Source organism: Variovorax atrisoli 110B, from assembly GCF_000382045.1.
GTDB classification, from domain to species: domain Bacteria; phylum Pseudomonadota; class Gammaproteobacteria; order Burkholderiales; family Burkholderiaceae_C; genus Variovorax; species Variovorax atrisoli.
In genome coordinates, this window is the sequence record NZ_KB907465.1 from 107,860 (window position 1) to 123,902 (window position 16,043).

16 protein-coding genes are annotated in these 16,043 nt (G+C 68.5%); 10 read left to right on the plus strand and 6 right to left on the minus strand.

Annotated features, from left to right (window positions below; all coding sequences use genetic code 11):
- The first annotated feature begins 4 nt into the window (after nucleotides 1-4).
- From fliI to fliR, 10 genes are all read left to right on the plus strand, one after another.
- Complete coding sequence (gene fliI / locus G369_RS0130725; RefSeq protein WP_038116407.1) at nucleotides 5-1,462, plus strand: flagellar protein export ATPase FliI; 1,458 nt, start codon at nucleotides 5-7, stop codon at nucleotides 1,460-1,462.
- Nucleotides 1,459-1,914, plus strand: coding sequence for a flagellar export protein FliJ (fliJ, locus tag G369_RS0130730; RefSeq protein WP_019657914.1), 456 nt, complete (start codon nucleotides 1,459-1,461; stop codon nucleotides 1,912-1,914). Before fliI ends, fliJ begins: the two co-directional genes overlap by 4 nt.
- A 28-nt stretch (nucleotides 1,915-1,942) precedes the next feature.
- On the plus strand, nucleotides 1,943-3,406 hold the full coding sequence (locus G369_RS0130735) for a flagellar hook-length control protein FliK (RefSeq protein ID WP_020723374.1): 1,464 nt from the start codon (nucleotides 1,943-1,945) through the stop codon (nucleotides 3,404-3,406).
- Between the two features lie 165 nt (nucleotides 3,407-3,571).
- On the plus strand, nucleotides 3,572-4,084 hold the full coding sequence (gene fliL, locus G369_RS0130740; RefSeq protein WP_019657916.1) for a flagellar basal body-associated protein FliL: 513 nt from the start codon (nucleotides 3,572-3,574) through the stop codon (nucleotides 4,082-4,084).
- A gap of 36 nt (nucleotides 4,085-4,120) precedes the next feature.
- Nucleotides 4,121-5,119 carry a flagellar motor switch protein FliM gene (gene fliM, locus G369_RS0130745; protein ID WP_019657917.1) on the plus strand — a complete coding sequence of 333 codons (999 nt, stop codon included), beginning with the start codon at nucleotides 4,121-4,123 and terminating at the stop codon, nucleotides 5,117-5,119.
- Nucleotides 5,112-5,558, plus strand: coding sequence for a flagellar motor switch protein FliN (gene fliN, locus G369_RS0130750; protein ID WP_019657918.1), 447 nt, complete (start codon nucleotides 5,112-5,114; stop codon nucleotides 5,556-5,558). The genes fliM and fliN overlap by 8 nt, the downstream gene beginning before the upstream one ends.
- Nucleotides 5,555-6,001 (plus strand): flagellar biosynthetic protein FliO, encoded by a 447-nt coding sequence (gene fliO, locus G369_RS0130755; protein ID WP_019657919.1) that lies wholly within the window; start codon nucleotides 5,555-5,557, stop codon nucleotides 5,999-6,001. The genes fliN and fliO overlap by 4 nt, the downstream gene beginning before the upstream one ends.
- Nucleotides 5,998-6,759 carry a flagellar type III secretion system pore protein FliP gene (fliP, locus tag G369_RS0130760; protein ID WP_026346773.1) on the plus strand — a complete coding sequence of 254 codons (762 nt, stop codon included), beginning with the start codon at nucleotides 5,998-6,000 and terminating at the stop codon, nucleotides 6,757-6,759. Before fliO ends, fliP begins: the two co-directional genes overlap by 4 nt.
- 13 nt (nucleotides 6,760-6,772) lie before the next feature.
- The gene (fliQ, locus tag G369_RS0130765; RefSeq protein ID WP_019657921.1) at nucleotides 6,773-7,042 is read left to right on the plus strand and encodes a flagellar biosynthesis protein FliQ; all 270 of its coding nucleotides are present in this window, start codon (nucleotides 6,773-6,775) and stop codon (nucleotides 7,040-7,042) included.
- 27 nt (nucleotides 7,043-7,069) lie between these two features.
- Nucleotides 7,070-7,855 carry a flagellar biosynthetic protein FliR gene (fliR, locus tag G369_RS0130770; RefSeq protein WP_026346774.1) on the plus strand — a complete coding sequence of 262 codons (786 nt, stop codon included), beginning with the start codon at nucleotides 7,070-7,072 and terminating at the stop codon, nucleotides 7,853-7,855.
- A 35-nt stretch (nucleotides 7,856-7,890) separates the two neighbouring features.
- Here fliR and G369_RS0130775 read toward each other — a convergent pair whose 3' ends face one another.
- From G369_RS0130775 to G369_RS0130805, 6 genes are all read right to left on the minus strand, one after another.
- Nucleotides 7,891-8,817 (minus strand): DUF7832 domain-containing protein, encoded by a 927-nt coding sequence (locus G369_RS0130775; RefSeq protein WP_019657923.1) that lies wholly within the window; start codon nucleotides 8,815-8,817, stop codon nucleotides 7,891-7,893.
- A gap of 82 nt (nucleotides 8,818-8,899) precedes the next feature.
- Entirely contained in the window at nucleotides 8,900-10,048 is a 1,149-nt protein-coding gene (locus G369_RS37845; protein ID WP_080647940.1) for a GGDEF domain-containing protein, read from the minus strand.
- Entirely contained in the window at nucleotides 10,011-12,026 is a 2,016-nt protein-coding gene (locus G369_RS36590; protein WP_165924589.1) for an EAL domain-containing protein, read from the minus strand. The genes G369_RS37845 and G369_RS36590 overlap by 38 nt, the downstream gene beginning before the upstream one ends.
- A gap of 154 nt (nucleotides 12,027-12,180) precedes the next feature.
- Nucleotides 12,181-13,392 (minus strand): flagellar hook-associated protein FlgL, encoded by a 1,212-nt coding sequence (flgL, locus tag G369_RS0130795; RefSeq protein WP_019657927.1) that lies wholly within the window; start codon nucleotides 13,390-13,392, stop codon nucleotides 12,181-12,183.
- 62 nt (nucleotides 13,393-13,454) lie between these two features.
- Entirely contained in the window at nucleotides 13,455-15,419 is a 1,965-nt protein-coding gene (gene flgK / locus G369_RS0130800; RefSeq protein ID WP_019657928.1) for a flagellar hook-associated protein FlgK, read from the minus strand.
- Between the two features lie 105 nt (nucleotides 15,420-15,524).
- Nucleotides 15,525-16,043: methyl-accepting chemotaxis protein (locus G369_RS0130805; RefSeq protein ID WP_019657929.1), on the minus strand; the 519-nt coding region annotated here is incomplete at its 5' end.

Genomic DNA, 16,043 nt, shown 5'->3' on the forward strand with positions numbered 1-16,043 from the left:
CGCCATGCAGGCCGCCGCCCCCAACCCCCACCTGCAGTCGGTGCGCGCCGCGCTCGAGAAGGCGCGCGCCAAGGTCGCCGGCTGCGAGACCACCATCGCCTCGGGCCGGCTCACGCGCGCCGTGGGCCTGGTGCTCGAGGCCGTGGGCCTGCAGCTGCCCGTGGGCAGCGACTGCCTGATCGAGCTGCCGCCGGGCCATCCGCAGCGCCATGCCGAAGCCGAAGTGGTCGGCTTCGCGGGCGACCGGCTCTTCCTCATGTCCCAGACCGAAGTGGCGGGCCTGCTGCCCGGTGCGCGCGTCTACGCGCGGCCCGGCGCGCCCGAGCCCGATGCGGCCGGAACCGTCGGCGGCGGCAACGTCCACACCAAGCGCCTGCCCGTCGGCGAGGGCATGCTCGGCCGCGTGGTCGATGCAGCCGGCCGGCCGCTCGACGGGCTGGGCCCGCTCGACATGGCCCGCAAGGTGCCGCTGAGCTCGCCGCCCGTGAACCCGCTGACGCGCGCGCCCATCGACTCGGTGCTCGACGTGGGCGTGCGCGCCATCAACGGCATGCTCACCGTGGGCCGCGGCCAGCGCATGGGCCTGTTCGCCGGATCGGGCGTGGGCAAGAGCGTGCTGCTGGGCATGATGGCGCGCTACACGAGCGCGGAGGTCATCGTGGTCGGCCTGATCGGCGAGCGCGGCCGCGAGGTGAAGGACTTCATCGAGAACACGCTGGGCGAAGAGGGCCTGGCTCGTGCGGTGGTGGTGGCGGCGCCGGCCGACAACTCGCCGCTGCTGCGCCTGCAGGGCGCGGCCTACGCGACCTGCCTGGCCGAGTACTTCCGCGACCGCGGCAAGGACGTGCTGCTCATCATGGACTCGCTCACCCGCTACGCGATGGCGCAGCGCGAGATCGCGCTGGCCGTGGGCGAGCCGCCCGCCACCAAAGGCTATCCGCCCTCGGTGTTCGCCAAGCTGCCGGCGCTGGTGGAGCGCGCGGGCAACGGCGCGCGCGACGCGAACGGGCGCGGCGGCTCCATCACCGCCTTCTACACCGTGCTCTCCGAGGGCGACGACCAGCAGGACCCGATCGCCGACTCGGCGCGCGCGATCCTCGACGGCCACGTGGTGCTCTCGCGCACGCTGGCCGAGGCCGGGCACTACCCCGCCATCGACATCGAGGCCTCGATCAGCCGAGCGATGACGGCGCTGATCCCCTCGTCGCAGTTCGACACCGTGCGCCGCTTCAAGCAGATGCTCTCGCGCTACCAGCGCAACCGCGACCTCATCAGCGTGGGCGCCTACGCGCCGGGCCACGACCTGCAGCTGGATCAGGCGATCGCGATGTACCCGCGCATCGAAGGCTTCCTGCAGCAGTCGATGGACGAGCGCACGGACTACGCCGAATCCATCGCCCGCCTGGAAAGCCTCTTCGAGGGCGAGCCGCGCACAACCACTCCGCAAAGAAGCACAAGATGACACGCAAGCTCCCTCTCGGCATGCTGATCGACCTGGCGCACACGCAGACCGACGACGCCGCGCGGCGCCTCGGCGCGCTGCAGAACGCGCACCTCGACGCCAGCCAGAAGCTCGACCTGCTGCTGCAGTACCGGCAGGACTACCACGAGCAGCTCGACGCCCTGATGCGCGACGGCCTGCCCTCCTCGCAGTGGCGCAACTACCGCAACTTCCTCGGCACGCTGGACAACGCCATCGAGCAGCAGCGCGCCATCGCCGCCCAGACCGGCACCCGGCTGGACCACGGCCGCGACGACTGGCAGCAGCAGCGCCGCCGCCTGAGCTCCTTCGACACGCTGGCCGAGCGCGTGCGCATGCAGGAAATGATGGCGGAGGCCAAGCGCGAGCAGCGCGACAGCGACGAACGCGCGGCGCGCAAGTTCTTCGACCGCGCCTCGCACCCGACCCTTTGAGAAAAACAGCCCGCACGCAGGAACCGACATGCCTTCCATGATCATGCCCCCCGTCACGACGAATGCCGCCGCACAGCCGGCAGCCGCGCCGGCCGCCTCGCGCGGTCGCGGCACCGACGATGCGCAGGGACTCAGCTTCGGCGCGGCGCTGGAGCGCTCGCGCTCGAACGGCGAAACCCGTGCCGACGCGGCCGCGAAGGACGGCTCCACGGCCGTGGCCGCCGCCGATCGCAAGGCGGGGCGCAAACCCGGCGCGGACGACGACACGAAGAAGGAAGACGCCACGCTCGCCGACCCGAACCTTGCCTTCCTCGGCCAGCCGAATTCGCCGCTGCACGCGCTGACGCTGGCGGGCCGCTCGGCGGCGCAGGCTGCAGGCGACGGTCCGGCGGACGGGCTCGCGAAGACAGCTGCAGCCGACGCCGCCGCGGTCGATGTCGCGCTGGACCCGGCCTTGCAGGCGCTTTCGGCCAAGGCCGGAGCGACCACGGCCGCCACCGCCACTGCCGCCGATGCACAGGACCCCGCCGACGCAGCTGCGGCAGCGGCATCCAAGGCCGCGAAGGAAGCCGCGGCACAGAAGCCTTCCGCAGCTGCCGCGCAGGCTGCTGCGCCGATGCCGGCGGACGCCGAGCCCGCCGCATCCCTGCACGAGACCGCCCGCGCCGCCATCGCCGCGCAGACGATGTCGGTCGGGTTCGCGAAGCCGGTTTCCGCTCCCGCGGGACCGCCGGTGGGCACCGCCGCGGCCGGCCGCGCCGCCGCATCGCGCGCCCCGGCGGGTTCCGCCACCGCCGAGCAGTTGGCCGCAGCGGCCCAGCCCTCGGCAGCAGCCGGTGCGCAGGCCGCCCAGTCCGCCGTCGCCGCAAGCCCGTCGGCCGCGCCGGTCGATGGCGTGGACACCCAGGCTGCCGTCGATCCGGTCGCGTTGCAGCAGCCGGTTGCGCAGGCAGCCGCCTACTCATCGGAGCGCGCGGGCGACGCCGCGGCAGCCGCACGCCCCCCGACCCACACCATCGCACCCGAAGTCGGCAGCGACAAATGGGCGCCGGCCCTGGGCCAGCAGCTGCTGCGCATGAGCGCCAGCGGGCACCACACGGCCGAGCTCAACCTGAACCCGGCCGGCCTCGGCCCGCTGAAGGTCACGCTGTCGATGGGCGACAACCAGGCGCAGGCGATGTTCGTCTCGGCGCATGAAAGCGTGCGCAAGGCCGTGGAGGCCGCGCTGCCGCAGCTGCGCAATTCGCTGTCGGAGCAGGGCATCACGCTCGGCCAGGCTTCGGTGGGTGCGGAGGCGCGCCAGCCCAACGGCAACGACGCCGCCTTCGCGCAGCAGCAGCAAGGCCAGCAGCAGAACGCGGCGCGGCAGCAGGCCGGCTCCACCTACCCCGGCGCCGGCCGCCCTGCAGCCGATGCGCAGGCCGCCCCCATCGCCGCCGCGCGCGCCACCGCCGCTGCCGCCTCACGCTCCGGCGTGGACACCTTCGCCTGAGGCAGCAAGGCACGCAGCAACACATCTACGCCCCGCCCGGCGATGCCGCCGCCTCGAACGGCACATCGCAATGAACGGATATGAAACGCCTTTGTGCGCTTGTTCGGCCGTTCGTCAGCGAGGGACTTCGAAAAGAATAGACCGGACAAGAAAAACCGTTTCACCATGGCTCCCCCAACATCTGTCGCAAATGCCGCACCGGCCACCGCCACGCTGCCGGCGCCGCGCCGCTCGTCGAAGCTGCTGATCGGACTCGTGCTGGCCGTCGGCGTTCTCGCAGCGGCCGGCGCCGCCGCGTATTTCCTGCTGCCACGCTTCACCGGCGCCGCCGCCACGGAAACGGCCAAGCCGCCGGTTCCCGAGAAACCCATCTTCGTCATGCTGGACCCGCTGACGGTGAACCTGCAGTCCGAGGGCCGCAGCCGCTTCCTGCAGATCGGGATGGCGCTGCGCGTGCGCGACGAGCAGGCGAAGGCGCGGATCGTCGAGTTCATGCCCGAGCTGCGCAGCCGGCTGCTGGTGCAGCTGTCGAACCGCGCGCCCGAGTCGCTGGTCACCCCGGAGCAGAAAGCCAAGCTGGCGGAGGAGATCCGCAGCGCGCTGAACGCCCCGCTGACGCCCCAGACGCCCGAGCTGGGCGTCTCCAGCGTCTCGTTCAACATCTTCGTCGTGCAGTGAGCACCACGACACCATCCTCCGGACGGCAAGCGATCCATGGCGTATGAACAGGTGCTCTCGCAGGACGAGGTCGATGCGCTTCTGCAAGGCGTCACCGGTGACGTCGACCAGGCGCCCCCTCCTCCACCGCCGAAGGACGGGCTGCCCGCCTACGACCTCGGCGCGCCCGACCGCGTGGTGCGCAACCGCATGCACACGCTGGAGGTCATCAACGACCGCTTCGCGCGCGGCCTGCGCAGCGCGCTGCTGAACTTCATGCGGCGCAGCCCCGACATCTCGGTGGGGCCGGTGCAGATCCAGCAGTTCGGCGAGTTCGTGCGGCACCTGCCGGTGCCGGCGAACATCAACATGATCCACATGAAGCCGCTGCGCGGCACGGCCCTCTTCGTGTTCGACCCGAAGCTGGTGTTCCTCGTGGTGGACAACCTCTTCGGCAGCGACGGGCGCTACCACGTGCGCGTGGAAGGCCGCGACTTCACCCGCACCGAGCAGCGCATCATCAAGCGGCTGCTCGACCTGTCGCTGCAGTGCTACGGCGACGCCTGGCAGCCGGTGTTCCCGCTGAACTTCGACTACGTGCGCGCCGAGATGCACGGCAAGCTCGCCAACATCGTCGCGCCCAACGAGGTGGTGATCAACACCACGCTGCAGATCGAGTTCGGCCCCGTGGGTGGATTCCTGCACGTGTGCCTGCCCTACTCGATGATCGAGCCGATCCGCGACCTGCTGTCCAACCCGATCCAGGACGAAGTCGAGGTCGACAAGCGCTGGGTCACGCAGATGTCGCGCCAGATGCAGGCGGCCGACGTGGAGCTGGTGGCCGACTTCGTGAGCATGCCCTCGACCATCGGCGAGGTGATGAAGCTGCGCGCCGGCGACGTGATCCCCATCGAGCTGCCGGAGACGGTCGTCGCCAAGGTGGGCGGCGTGCCGGTGATGGAGTGCGGCTACGGCATCTCCAACGAACGCTATGCACTGCGCGTGCAGAACATGATCACCCATCAAGACAGCGACCTGAAGAACGAACATGACTGACAACACCTCCTCCGCCGGCAGCGACGCGGACGACTGGGCCAGCGCGCTGGCCGAGCAGACGGCCGCCACCGCCGCAGCAGCCCCTGCCGTGGCACCCGCCGCCGCGCAGGTCTTCCAGCCGATCCAGGACGCGCCCGCCGCGGCGCCTCTCGCGGCCGGCAGCGGCGCCAACGCGGTGGACATCGCGCGCGTGCTCGACGTGCCGGTGCAGCTCACCGCCGAGATCGGCCGCACGCGCATCACCATCAAGAACCTGCTGCAGCTCTCGCAGGGCTCGGTGGTGGAGCTCGACGGGCTGGCCGGACAGCCGCTGGACGTGCTGATCAACGGCTATCTCATCGCGCAGGGCGAGGTGGTGGTGGTGAACGAGAAGTACGGCATCCGCCTGACCGACATCGTCACCCCCTCCGAGCGCATGCAGAAGCTCGCACGCGCATGAGCCTTCCCACCGTGTCCACGCCGGTCCACGAGGTGGCGCCGGCCGCCGTCGGCGCCTCGGGCCTGCTGCAGGCGGGCTTCGGCATGGCGATGGTGGTGGGCCTGATCTTCCTGTGCGCCTGGCTCGCGCGCCGCTTCGGCCTGCAGCGGCTGGGCGGCGGCCACCTCGTGAAGGTGGTGTCGAGCGCGGCCGTGGGCCAGCGCGAGCGCGTGGTGGTGGTCGAGGTGGCCGACACCTGGCTGGTGCTGGGCGTCACGCCGCACCAGGTCAACACCCTGCACACGCTGCCGGCCCAGGCACAGGCGCAGCCCCAGGGCAGCGCGACGGCCTCGTTGCCCGCGGGCATCGCGACGCCCGTCGAACTCTTCGCCCGCAAGCTGCGCGAATCGCTCACCGGCAAGGCGCAGCCGCCGCGCCAGCAGCAGCAACATCCCGCCCCATGACCCGACCCGCATTGCGCCGCGGCCTGCGCGCCGCGCTGCTGCTGTTCGCCGCCGCCCTGGTGCCCGCAGCCGCATGGACCCAGGGCCTGCCCGGCATCACCAGCACGCCCGGCCCCGGCGGCAGCCAGACCTGGTCGCTGAGCGTGCAGACCATGGTGCTGCTGACCTCGCTCACCTTCCTGCCCGCGCTGCTGCTGTCGATGACCAGCTTCACGCGCATCCTCATCGTGCTGGGCCTGCTGCGCACCGCCATCGGCACGCAAACCTCGCCGCCCAACCAGATCCTGGTGGGCCTGTCGCTCTTCCTCACCTTCTTCGTGATGGCCCCGGTGCTCGACAAGGCCTACAGCGATGCCTACAAGCCCTTCTCGGAGAACAAGATCAGCGCCGAGGCGGCGATGGAGCGCGGCATCGCGCCCTTCAAGACCTTCATGCTCAAGCAGACCCGCGAGAGCGACCTCGCGCTCTTCGCGCGGCTGGCCAAGGTGCCCGAGATGCAGGGCCCCGAAGACGTGCCGCTGCGCATCCTGCTGCCCTCCTTCGTCATCAGCGAGCTGAAGACCGCGTTCCAGATCGGCTTCACCATCTTCATCCCCTTCCTCATCATCGACCTGGTGGTGGCGAGCGTGCTGATGTCCATGGGCATGATGATGGTGCCGCCGGCTTCCATCGCGCTGCCCTTCAAGCTGATGCTCTTCGTGCTGGCCGACGGCTGGCAGCTGCTGATCGGCGCGCTGGCGCAGAGCTTCTATCTATAGGGCCCATGCAGAGATGACCCCCGAATCCGTCATGACCATGGGCCACCGGGCCATGGAGATCTCGCTGCTGATCGGCGCGCCGCTGCTGCTGGTGGCGCTGATCATCGGCCTCATCGTGAGCATCTTCCAGGCCGCCACGCAGATCAACGAGGCCACGCTCTCCTTCATCCCGAAGCTGCTCGCGGTGTTCGCGACCTTCGTGATCGCGGGGCCGTGGATGCTCGACCGCATGCTGGACTACATGCGCGCCCTGTTCGCCAGCATTCCGCAGCTGCTGGCCTGACGGCACGCTCGCGACGTGACGCCGTCGATCATCTCGGTCACCTCGGCGCAGCTCGAGGGCTGGATCGTCGCCTTCCTCTGGCCCTTCGTGCGCATGCTGGCGCTGGTGAGCACCGCGCCGGTGTTCGGAGAGCCCTGGGTGCCACGCCAGGTGAAGGTGGCCGTGGCGGCGATGCTCGCGCTCGTCGTCTCTCCCGCCATCGGCCCGATGCCCGCCGTGCCGGTGGTATCCGCGGGCGGCGTCTGGATCATCGTGCAGCAGGTGCTGGTCGGCGCGGCCATGGGCTTCAGCATGCGGCTGGTGTTCGCGGCGGTGCTGGCGGCCGGCGAATACATCGGCCTGCAGATGGGCCTGTCCTTCGCCTCCTTCTTCGACCCCATGAGCCATGGCAGCACCATGGTGGTGGCGCGGCTGCTGAACATGCTCGCGATGCTGATCTTCCTGGCGCTCGACGGACACCTGCTGATGGTGAACGCGTTGTCCGAGAGCTTCCAGACCCTGCCCGTGGCCGATGCGCCGCTGGCTTCCGGCGGATGGATGTACCTGGTGCTCGGCGGCGCCGAGATCTTCGCGAGCGGGCTGATGCTGTCGCTGCCGCTCATCACCGCGCTGCTTACCCTGAACCTGGCCATGGGCATCCTGAACCGCGCATCGCCGCAGTTCAGCATCTTCGCGGTGGGCTTTCCGCTGACGCTGCTGGCGGGCATCTTCATGCTGCAGCTGCTGATGCCGAACCTCGGCGCCTTCCTGGAGCCGCGGTTCGCGCAGGGCATCGCGGGCATGCTGCGCTTCACGCAGGGCCTGCGGCCCTGAGGGGGTCAGCGCAGGAGCCCGGGCACATCCCCGGCTCAGGCCGATGCAGCCGGCTGGTCCGGCCAGTCGACCTTGGAGCGTATCTCGCCCCGGCCCCATTGGGCCAGCCTTTGCGCATAGCGCGGCGCGATGCGGTCGTAGTTCTCCCAGGTGTCCTGCGTCATCGCTTCGCCCGGCTTGCGCCAGTTGTTGCTGTCGCCGAATATCTCTTCCGTGTCGGGAAGAGCGGATGCCTCCCCCGGCTGCATCAGACGGTTCATGTAGGCATGGCAGAACGCCGCATGCTCCGGGCGCACGTCGTTTTCCCAGAGCAGTCCGTCGAGGCCGGAAGACAGGAAGCCCAGGGGTGACAGCTCCCGCTGGCGCAGCGCATCGAGTCGTCCGGCAGCAACGCGGTCTTCCCGCAGGATGCCGTTCAATGCGCACCAGCTTGCGAAGAAGGCATCTTCCACGGAATGCTCCGGCTTGCTGTCGGGGTAGACGGTCGCGTAGGTCTCCTCCTCGGCGACGCCCAGCAGCAGGACTTCCGGCAGTCCGTCCGAATCGACCGTGACCTTGGCCCGAAGGCCTTCGCGCGGCGGCGGCAGCGTGAAGCGCACTTCCTCGACCATGCCTTCGACACGCCGGATGAAGCGCGAGCTGAGCGCCGCGTCATCCATCTTCCAGTCGAACCCGCCGGGCAGCGAGCCGCGGAAGTTGGGATAGACGAAGGCATGGGAGACCCAGGTCACCCAGGTGCGCCCCTCCTTGCGCGGCGGGAAATGCGAGCGAGTGCTGAGATTCATGCTGGTGCCGACCTCGATGCCGAGCTTGCGATTGACGATGTCGGGGCTGTTGCTCGGCGTCGCGTTCTTGAACGGCTTCTTGCCGAGGGCTTCGGCCAGACGGACGGCAGCCGGATCGTCGATGCGCTTGCCGAGGGCGTCGAGGAGCAGAGGGGTCAGGTCTTGGGAAGTTGTCATGCGGGATGAGGTTTCAGCTTCGGGTTCCGTTGGAGGCGACGCATTATGGAGTTGACGGCATGCCCGCCCGCACCGCCGCGGGTCAAGCCGCGCCGTGCAGCGCGAACCTGTTCTTGCCCATGCGCTTGGCCTCGTACAGCGCCACGTCGGCTTCGCGCATCAGCTCGGACGCAGCACGATGGCGGCCCACGCCGGAGATGCCCACGCTGACCGTGACGAGGCGGCCCTCGATGCGGATGCCGCGCACCTGGCCGATGATGCGCTCCGCCATCGACTGCGCATGCGCCGTGCCGCCACCCTTAAGCAAGATGCCGAATTCCTCGCCGCCGAGCCTGCCACAGACATTGTCGAGCGCGACCTCCCTGAGCACCGCCGCGACGCGCTGCAGCGCCAGGTCGCCGGCCGCATGCCCGAAGTCGTCGTTGATCTTCTTGAAGTCGTCGACGTCGATCATCAGGAAGCATCCGTCCCCGATCTGCCCTTGCTCGTGGAGTTGCCGGGCGTCGGCCAGCAGCTTGCGGCGGTTGGCCATGCCCGTGAGCATGTCCTTGTAGGCAAGCTGTTCGAGCTCCTGCCGCAACCGCAGGCTCTCGCGATGCAGGGTCGTGAAGATGATGTTCATCAGCAGACCCATCATGATGGTCCCGCAGGGCATCAGCAAGGTCCAGCCGGCGTCCAGGCCATGGGGAGTGCCTACCCATTCGCCTCGTCCCATGATCAGCCACGCCCCCGAACTCGCGAGCGCCAGCAGGCTCAACCGGGAAAAGAGCGGCGCGCTCACCACCGAGACCATCACGCTCATGGAGATTGCCCACACTGCGCGATCGGGGCTCTTTTCCATGAGCATCGAAAAACCCAGGCACAACAGCCAGACGGAAACGATCGAGAAGAGCGACAGGAACCGTGTCGCACAGCTTCCGGCGATGCAGAGCGCAACGCAGCATGCGAGCAGCACCAGGTGCCAGGCCACGTATCGATAGCCCGGGTCAGCGAGCCACCATGCCACGCCCCAAGACAGCAACCCGAGCGCCTGGACACCCACGGAGATCGGCTTGATGAGCCGAAGAAAGTCTTCAAGCCGGGCCCGCTCTTCGACGGATGGGTAGCAAATGATCATGATCGGAGACCTGCAACATTTTGGTTCTCGCCGTTCGAGCGGTCCGGAGGCCGTGCGAAAGAGCCTGCACTTAGCCTCAGAGTCCTGCCGGCTTGGGGCTCCGGAGCGTTCCATCCGCACAGAACGCACCTTTGCGACGGGTCATGTGGATCAGCTTGTCCATCGAAATCGCCTTCGAGAAGAGATAGCCCTGGCCATAGAGCACGCCCATCTCCAACAGAAGCGCCGACTGGGCTTCGGTTTCCACACCCTCCGCGACGAGCGTGGCGTTGTAGCGTGTCGCACTCTCCAGTGCGAGCGCGACGGCCTCTCGCATACGCGGCTGATCGATACGCGCAATCATGCTGTGGTCGATCTTCACCTCCGTGAACGGGATGGTCGCCAGCGTAGTCAAGGCCGAATAGCCGGTGCCGAAATCGTCGAGCGAGAGGCCCACACCCGCGCGCTGCAGCACGACGATGTTGGCGCGCACCGTTTCCACGTCGGGCACGTGCCCGCTTTCGGTGATCTCGATGAACAGAAGCCGCGGCGGCACGCTCAGCAGGTCGAGGAAGGCCAGCACGCGATCGCCGAAGCGCGGCAGCGTCAGCGTGGTCGCGGAGATGTTGACAGCCAGCGGTATCGGGTAGCCGGCAGCGAGGCAGCGCTTGATGTCGCGCGCGACCACCTCCAGGGTGCACCACTCGAACTGCGACAGCAGCTGGTGGCGGGTCGCGATCTCGATCACGTAGGGCGGCGCCAGCGGCTGCTGCTTCACCGACTGCGCCCGCAGCAGCGCCTCGGCCCCGCACACGTGGCGCGTCATCAGGTGGAACTTGGGCTGGTACTGCATCGGCGGGTTCGCCGTATGGATCCAGTCGATCAGCTGGCGGCGCACGTCTTCGTCCTTTTCGGACTGGTCCGCGAACGACGAATGGAAGTAGCGCACCATCTGCTCGTTGCTGTGCAGCGCGAGGCTCAGATCGCGCAGGATCGAGGCGACATTGACGTGCGTCTCCATCCGCACGTTCGAGACGCCGATGCGCAGCTGCAGCTGCATGTAGGCGACGTGGGTGTTGCGCAGCGTCGCCACCACTTCCGCCTGCACCCTCGGCGCCATCTGCTCCTGCTCCATCCATTCCAGCGACGCGCCCTGCAGCACCACGGTCAGCGAAAGATCGCTGAGCTGGTAGCTGCGCGGGTTGAAGGCTTCGAGCGTCCGTCCCGCCTGGCCCCGGGTGAGGTTGGAGGAAAGCTGCCCCCAGAAATGGTCCGTCCAGTCGTGGCCGAGCGCGCGGACCATCTCCTTGAGGTTCGCGACCTGGAAGGTCATCAGCACATGCTGCCTGGCGTCGATCACCAGCAGCTCCTCGAGGAATTCACCGAGCGCAAGCCGGTTCGGCAGCCCCGTCAGCAGGTTGGTGCGCGACATGGCCAGCGCGCGGGCGTGCGACTCGCGTTCCCTCGCGTCCCTGCGCAGCAGGGCAAGCATGCAGCCGATGATCAGCAGCGACAGCGTGCAGCCGAGGATGCGAAGCGCGAAGACGCGTGCGTTGACGTGCGCAGGAACCAGCGCGAAGACATGGATCAGCCCGGTGGCGAGCATGGAGAACGCCACCCGCACCAGCCATGCGTTGCGCACGTCGCGCCAGTCGAAGGAGGTGATCGGCTTGTGGCCGATGCGGTAGTGCATGACGATGCCGCCGAGGACCAGCATGGACATGTCGAGCAAGAACGCGGGTGCCTGGTGCGCTCCTCCGAAGAGGAACCGGCCGCCCACGAGAAGCGCCCAGCAGATGCCCCCGCCGCGCCAGCCGCCCAGCAGGCCGGCCATGAAGAGCAGGTCGGAGCCGATGTACGGCTTGGACGGCAGATTCATCAGCTGGAACGCCATCGCAAGCAGCACGAAGCCGGTCAGGCCCATCGTCCAGCCGTAGAAGCTGGCGCGCGTGTGCAGCACCGCTTCCGACGTCTTCGACAGCATCAGCACCAGGCTGAAAACGCCCAGCATCGCCGCCGACTGCATCAGCAGAATGGGATAGTTGACCAGCTCGGCCTTCCACGCGGAAAGAACGAATTCCCACACGCTCGTGCTCCCAGGTTTTCGCGTCATGCTGTCCGCGCCGTCGCGGACATCCATCTAATCCTCGTGCCTGCGCCTGTACCGCGCGCGGCACACGTTCACGCCGCCGGCCGCGGCGTTCCGGGAGCTCCCCTTGTTTGCTCGAAGGCCGCCAGGCCGGGTCAGCGGCGGTCCTCCCGATGCGCTACAGGTAGTTGAACAGCGAGATGCTGTTGAGCTTGGCGAAGGTCATCTGCGTCGCCTGCAGCGACGTCTGCCGCTGGTAGAACTCGGCGATCGCGCTGTACGGGTCGAGGTCCTCGATGGACGACCGGTACGCGTCCTCCTGCAGCTTGCGCGCCGCGCCGCCCGAGTCCAGCGCGTCGATCTCGCTCTGGCGCGAACCGACCGACGACAGCACGGTGAGCACGTTGTCGTGCGCGTTCGTCACCTTGGCGTTGGCGGTGCTCAACGCGTTCTGCAGCTTGGCCTGCGCGGCCGCGCCGCCGCCGGCCAGCGGCGTGCGCAGTGCGGTCACCAGCTCGCCGATGGCCGCGAACACGTCGGTGCCGGCGTTCTTCGCGGTGGAAACGTCGTAGCTGTCGCCCGCGGCCGGCGTGCCGGTGAACTTGATCTGCACGCCGCCGAAGGAGATCGGCGTGTTCGGCGAGATCGGGCCCGTGGCCGCGACCACGGGGGGCGTGTCCTTCGTCGTCACCGTGTAGTCGGTGGCGGTGAAGGTGATGGTGAAGTCCTTGCCGTAGTTGGGGTCGGTGGTGTTGGTCACGCTCACGGGGCTGAACACACCCGTGCCGGTGTTGCCGGCGGCGGCCGAGGCCACGTAGCCCGCGCTGCCCTGCACCGACTGGAAGATGGTGCGGCCGTCGTCCGAGGTGGGCATCTGGCGCGCCACGTCGACCTGCATCAGCCGCTGGCCCTGGTCGCCCACGTACTGCACGCCGCCGCCGGCCGTCGCCACGAACGGCGGCGAGCCGCTCTTGAAGCCGGCGAACAGGTACTGCCCGTTGCCGTCGTCGGTGTTGGCCACGCCGACGAGCTGGTCGTAGGCGCTCTGGATGGTGGTGGCGAGCGAGGCGCGGTCGGCATCCGAAATCGTGCCGTTGCCTGCGGCCACCGTCAGCGTCTTGATGTTCTGCAGGATCGAGGTCACCGAGTTGAGCGCGTTCTCCTCGGTGGACAGCGACAGCGCCGCGCGCTGGCGGCTGGTGGCGTACTGCGAGATCTCCGACAGCGACTGGCTGACTCCCAGCGAGCGGGCCGCGGCCACCGGGTCGTCGCCGGCGGTGAGGAACTTGGAGTTCGTCGACAACTGCTGCTGCACCCTGAAGAGCCGCTGCTGCTGCTGGCCCATGGCCATGACGTTCTGTTCGTAGAAGGATTGGGAGCTGATGCGCATCGCTGTGCCTGCCTTGCCTTGAATCTTTGTCTTTGAAGAGCCTGGATAAGCTGCCGGCGGGCTCAGCCCCGGATGCCCAGGATGGTGTCGAAGATGGTCGATGCCGTCTGGATCACCTTCGCGTTGGCCTGGTACATCTGCTGGAACATCAGCAGGTTGGCGGTTTCCTCGTCCTGCACCACGCCCGAGATGGCCTGCTGGCTGGCCTTGATCTGGCTGGTGACGCTGTCCTGCGTGGTGGCCGCCACCTTGACCGCCATGGCCCGGTTGCCCACGTCGCTCACGATCTGCGAGTACGCGCCGTTGAAGGTCGCGGTGCCGTTGGCCATGGTGGTCTTGCGCTGCAGCGCGCCCAGCAGCAGCGCGTTGCTGCCGTCGGAGACGCCGGCCGTGTTGTTGCCGATGGTGAAGGTGTCGCCCTGCGCGGGAGCGCCGGTCATGCTGACGGTGATGCCGTCGAAGCTCATCTTCGCGCCGGCGGTGTAGGGCACGGGCGCACCGGCCGCATAGGTGGTGCTGGTACCGTCGGCCAGCGTGACCGTCACCGGCGAGCCCGCGGGAAAGCCCGAGAGGTTGCCGGAGGCCGCATCGAAGCTCAGCGTGACCGTGCCGGCCAGCGGCGTCGACGGATAGCTCGCGTCCACGGTGGCCGCGCCCAGCGCGGCGGAGCCCTTGTTTCCCGCGGCCTTGCCGGTGATGACGGGCGATGCGGCCGCCACCTTGGCAGCGTCGCGCGTCAGCACGTCGAGGTCGCGTGCGCCGGTGCGCGTGGGCTGGATCAGGAAAGAGTCGCCCGCCTGCGCGGTGCCGCTGCCCGCCGAGAGGCTCACGCCGTCGAAGGTGATAGGGAAGGTCGTGAAGCTGCCCATCGAGGTCTTGTCCGAAAGCCGGGTGACCGTGTAGGTGAGCGTGCCGGCCACGTCGGTGACGTTCACGCTGTAGTCGCTGGTCGTGAGCTTCGACGCGTCGGACAGCGTCGCGTCGAGCTGCAGGTTGCCCGTGTTCCTGCTGTTGGAGATCGCGCCCGGCACCGACTGCGTGAAGAAGTCCTTGCCCAGGGCGCCGTTCAGGTCCACGCCCAGCTTGTGCTGCGCATTCACCGTGTCGGACACCGACATGGCGAGGCGGCCGATTGCGTTCTGCGTGGGGATGAGCGTTTCGTTGCGGAAGGACAGCAGGCCGCCGAGCACGCCGCCGGTGATGGCGCCGTCGGGGAGCTCGGCCGTGTTGCCGGCAAAGCCCTGCAGGGCCACGGCCTTGCGCGTCGGGTCGGCGGCGGAGTTCACCGCGGCCATCGTCGAGGCGTAGTCGCCCACCACCAGCGACTGGCCGGTGGCGATGAACACGTTGTACTTGCCGTTGTCCTGCTGCAGCACCTTCACGTCGACCACCTGGCTCAGCTGGCTCACGAGCTGGTCGCGCTGGTCGAGCAGGTCGTTGGGCGGCTGGCCGCCGGCCATGGCGCTGATCTGGCTGATCTGCTGGTTGAGGCTGGCGATCTTGCTCGCGTAGGTGTTGATCTGGTCGACGCTGCCGACGATCTGCTCGTTGACCGAGGAGTTCAGGTCCGACAGGTACTGGTCTGTCGCGCGGAACTTGTTGGCCAGCGCCTGCGCCGAGCTGATCATCTGCTGGCGCGCGGCCGGGTCGGCCGGCGTGTTGGCCACGCCCTGGATGCTGGTGAAGAAGCTCTGCATCAGCGGTGCGATGCCCGAGGTCTTGTCGGCAAGCAGCGTATCGATGCGGTTGATCTGCGTGCTGTTGGTGGCCAGCGCGGCCGAGGCCGACTGCGCCGACGAGAGCTGCGCCGTCAGGTAGCGGTCATAGCTGCGCGAGATGGTCGAGACGTTGGCGCCCGACCCGATGAAGCCGGAGCCGCTGGCGATGGCACTGCCGGTCGCGATCTCAGACACCTGGCGGCTGTAGCCGGCGGTGTAGGCGTTGGCCGTGTTGTGGGCCGTGGTCATCAGCGCCGAGCGGGCGACGCCGAGGCCGCTGAGACCCGTGTAGAACAAACTTCCGGACATATGGCTCTGCCTGTCGATGAGAGGTGTAAGTCGATTGGCACCGGCCGCGCCGGCGCCTCTTTGTCTATATCGGCGGCTGCCACCGAAAGTTGAGGGCCCTGCGCGTCAGAACTCGGTCCAGTCGCCCTTGTCGTCGCCGGCCATGGCGAGCTGCGGGGCGGCCGCGGGCTGCTTGCGCGTGGGCAGCGCCTTGGCGGGCGGCTTCGGTGCAGGCTTGGCCGGCTTGGGGATCGGCGTGATGCGCGTGAACCCGGGGCGCACGGTGGCGACGGCGTTCGCGTCGAGCTTGAAGATGCTGACCGCGCGCACCAGGCTGCCGGCCTGCTCCTGCAGCGACTGGGCCGCTGCTGAAGCCTCTTCGACCAGAGCGGCGTTCTGCTGCGTGACCTGGTCCATCTGGGTAATGGCCTGGTTGATCTGCTCGATGCCGGAGGTCTGCTCCTGGCTCGCAGCAGTGATCTCGCCCATGATGTCGGTCACGCGCTTCACGCTGCCCACGATTTCGTCCATGGTGCGGCCGGCTTCCTCGACCTGCTTGCTGCCTTCCTCGACCTTCTCGACCGAGTCGCCGATCAGGGTCTTGATCTCCTTGGCTGCTGCAGCGGAGCGTTGGGCCAGGCTGCG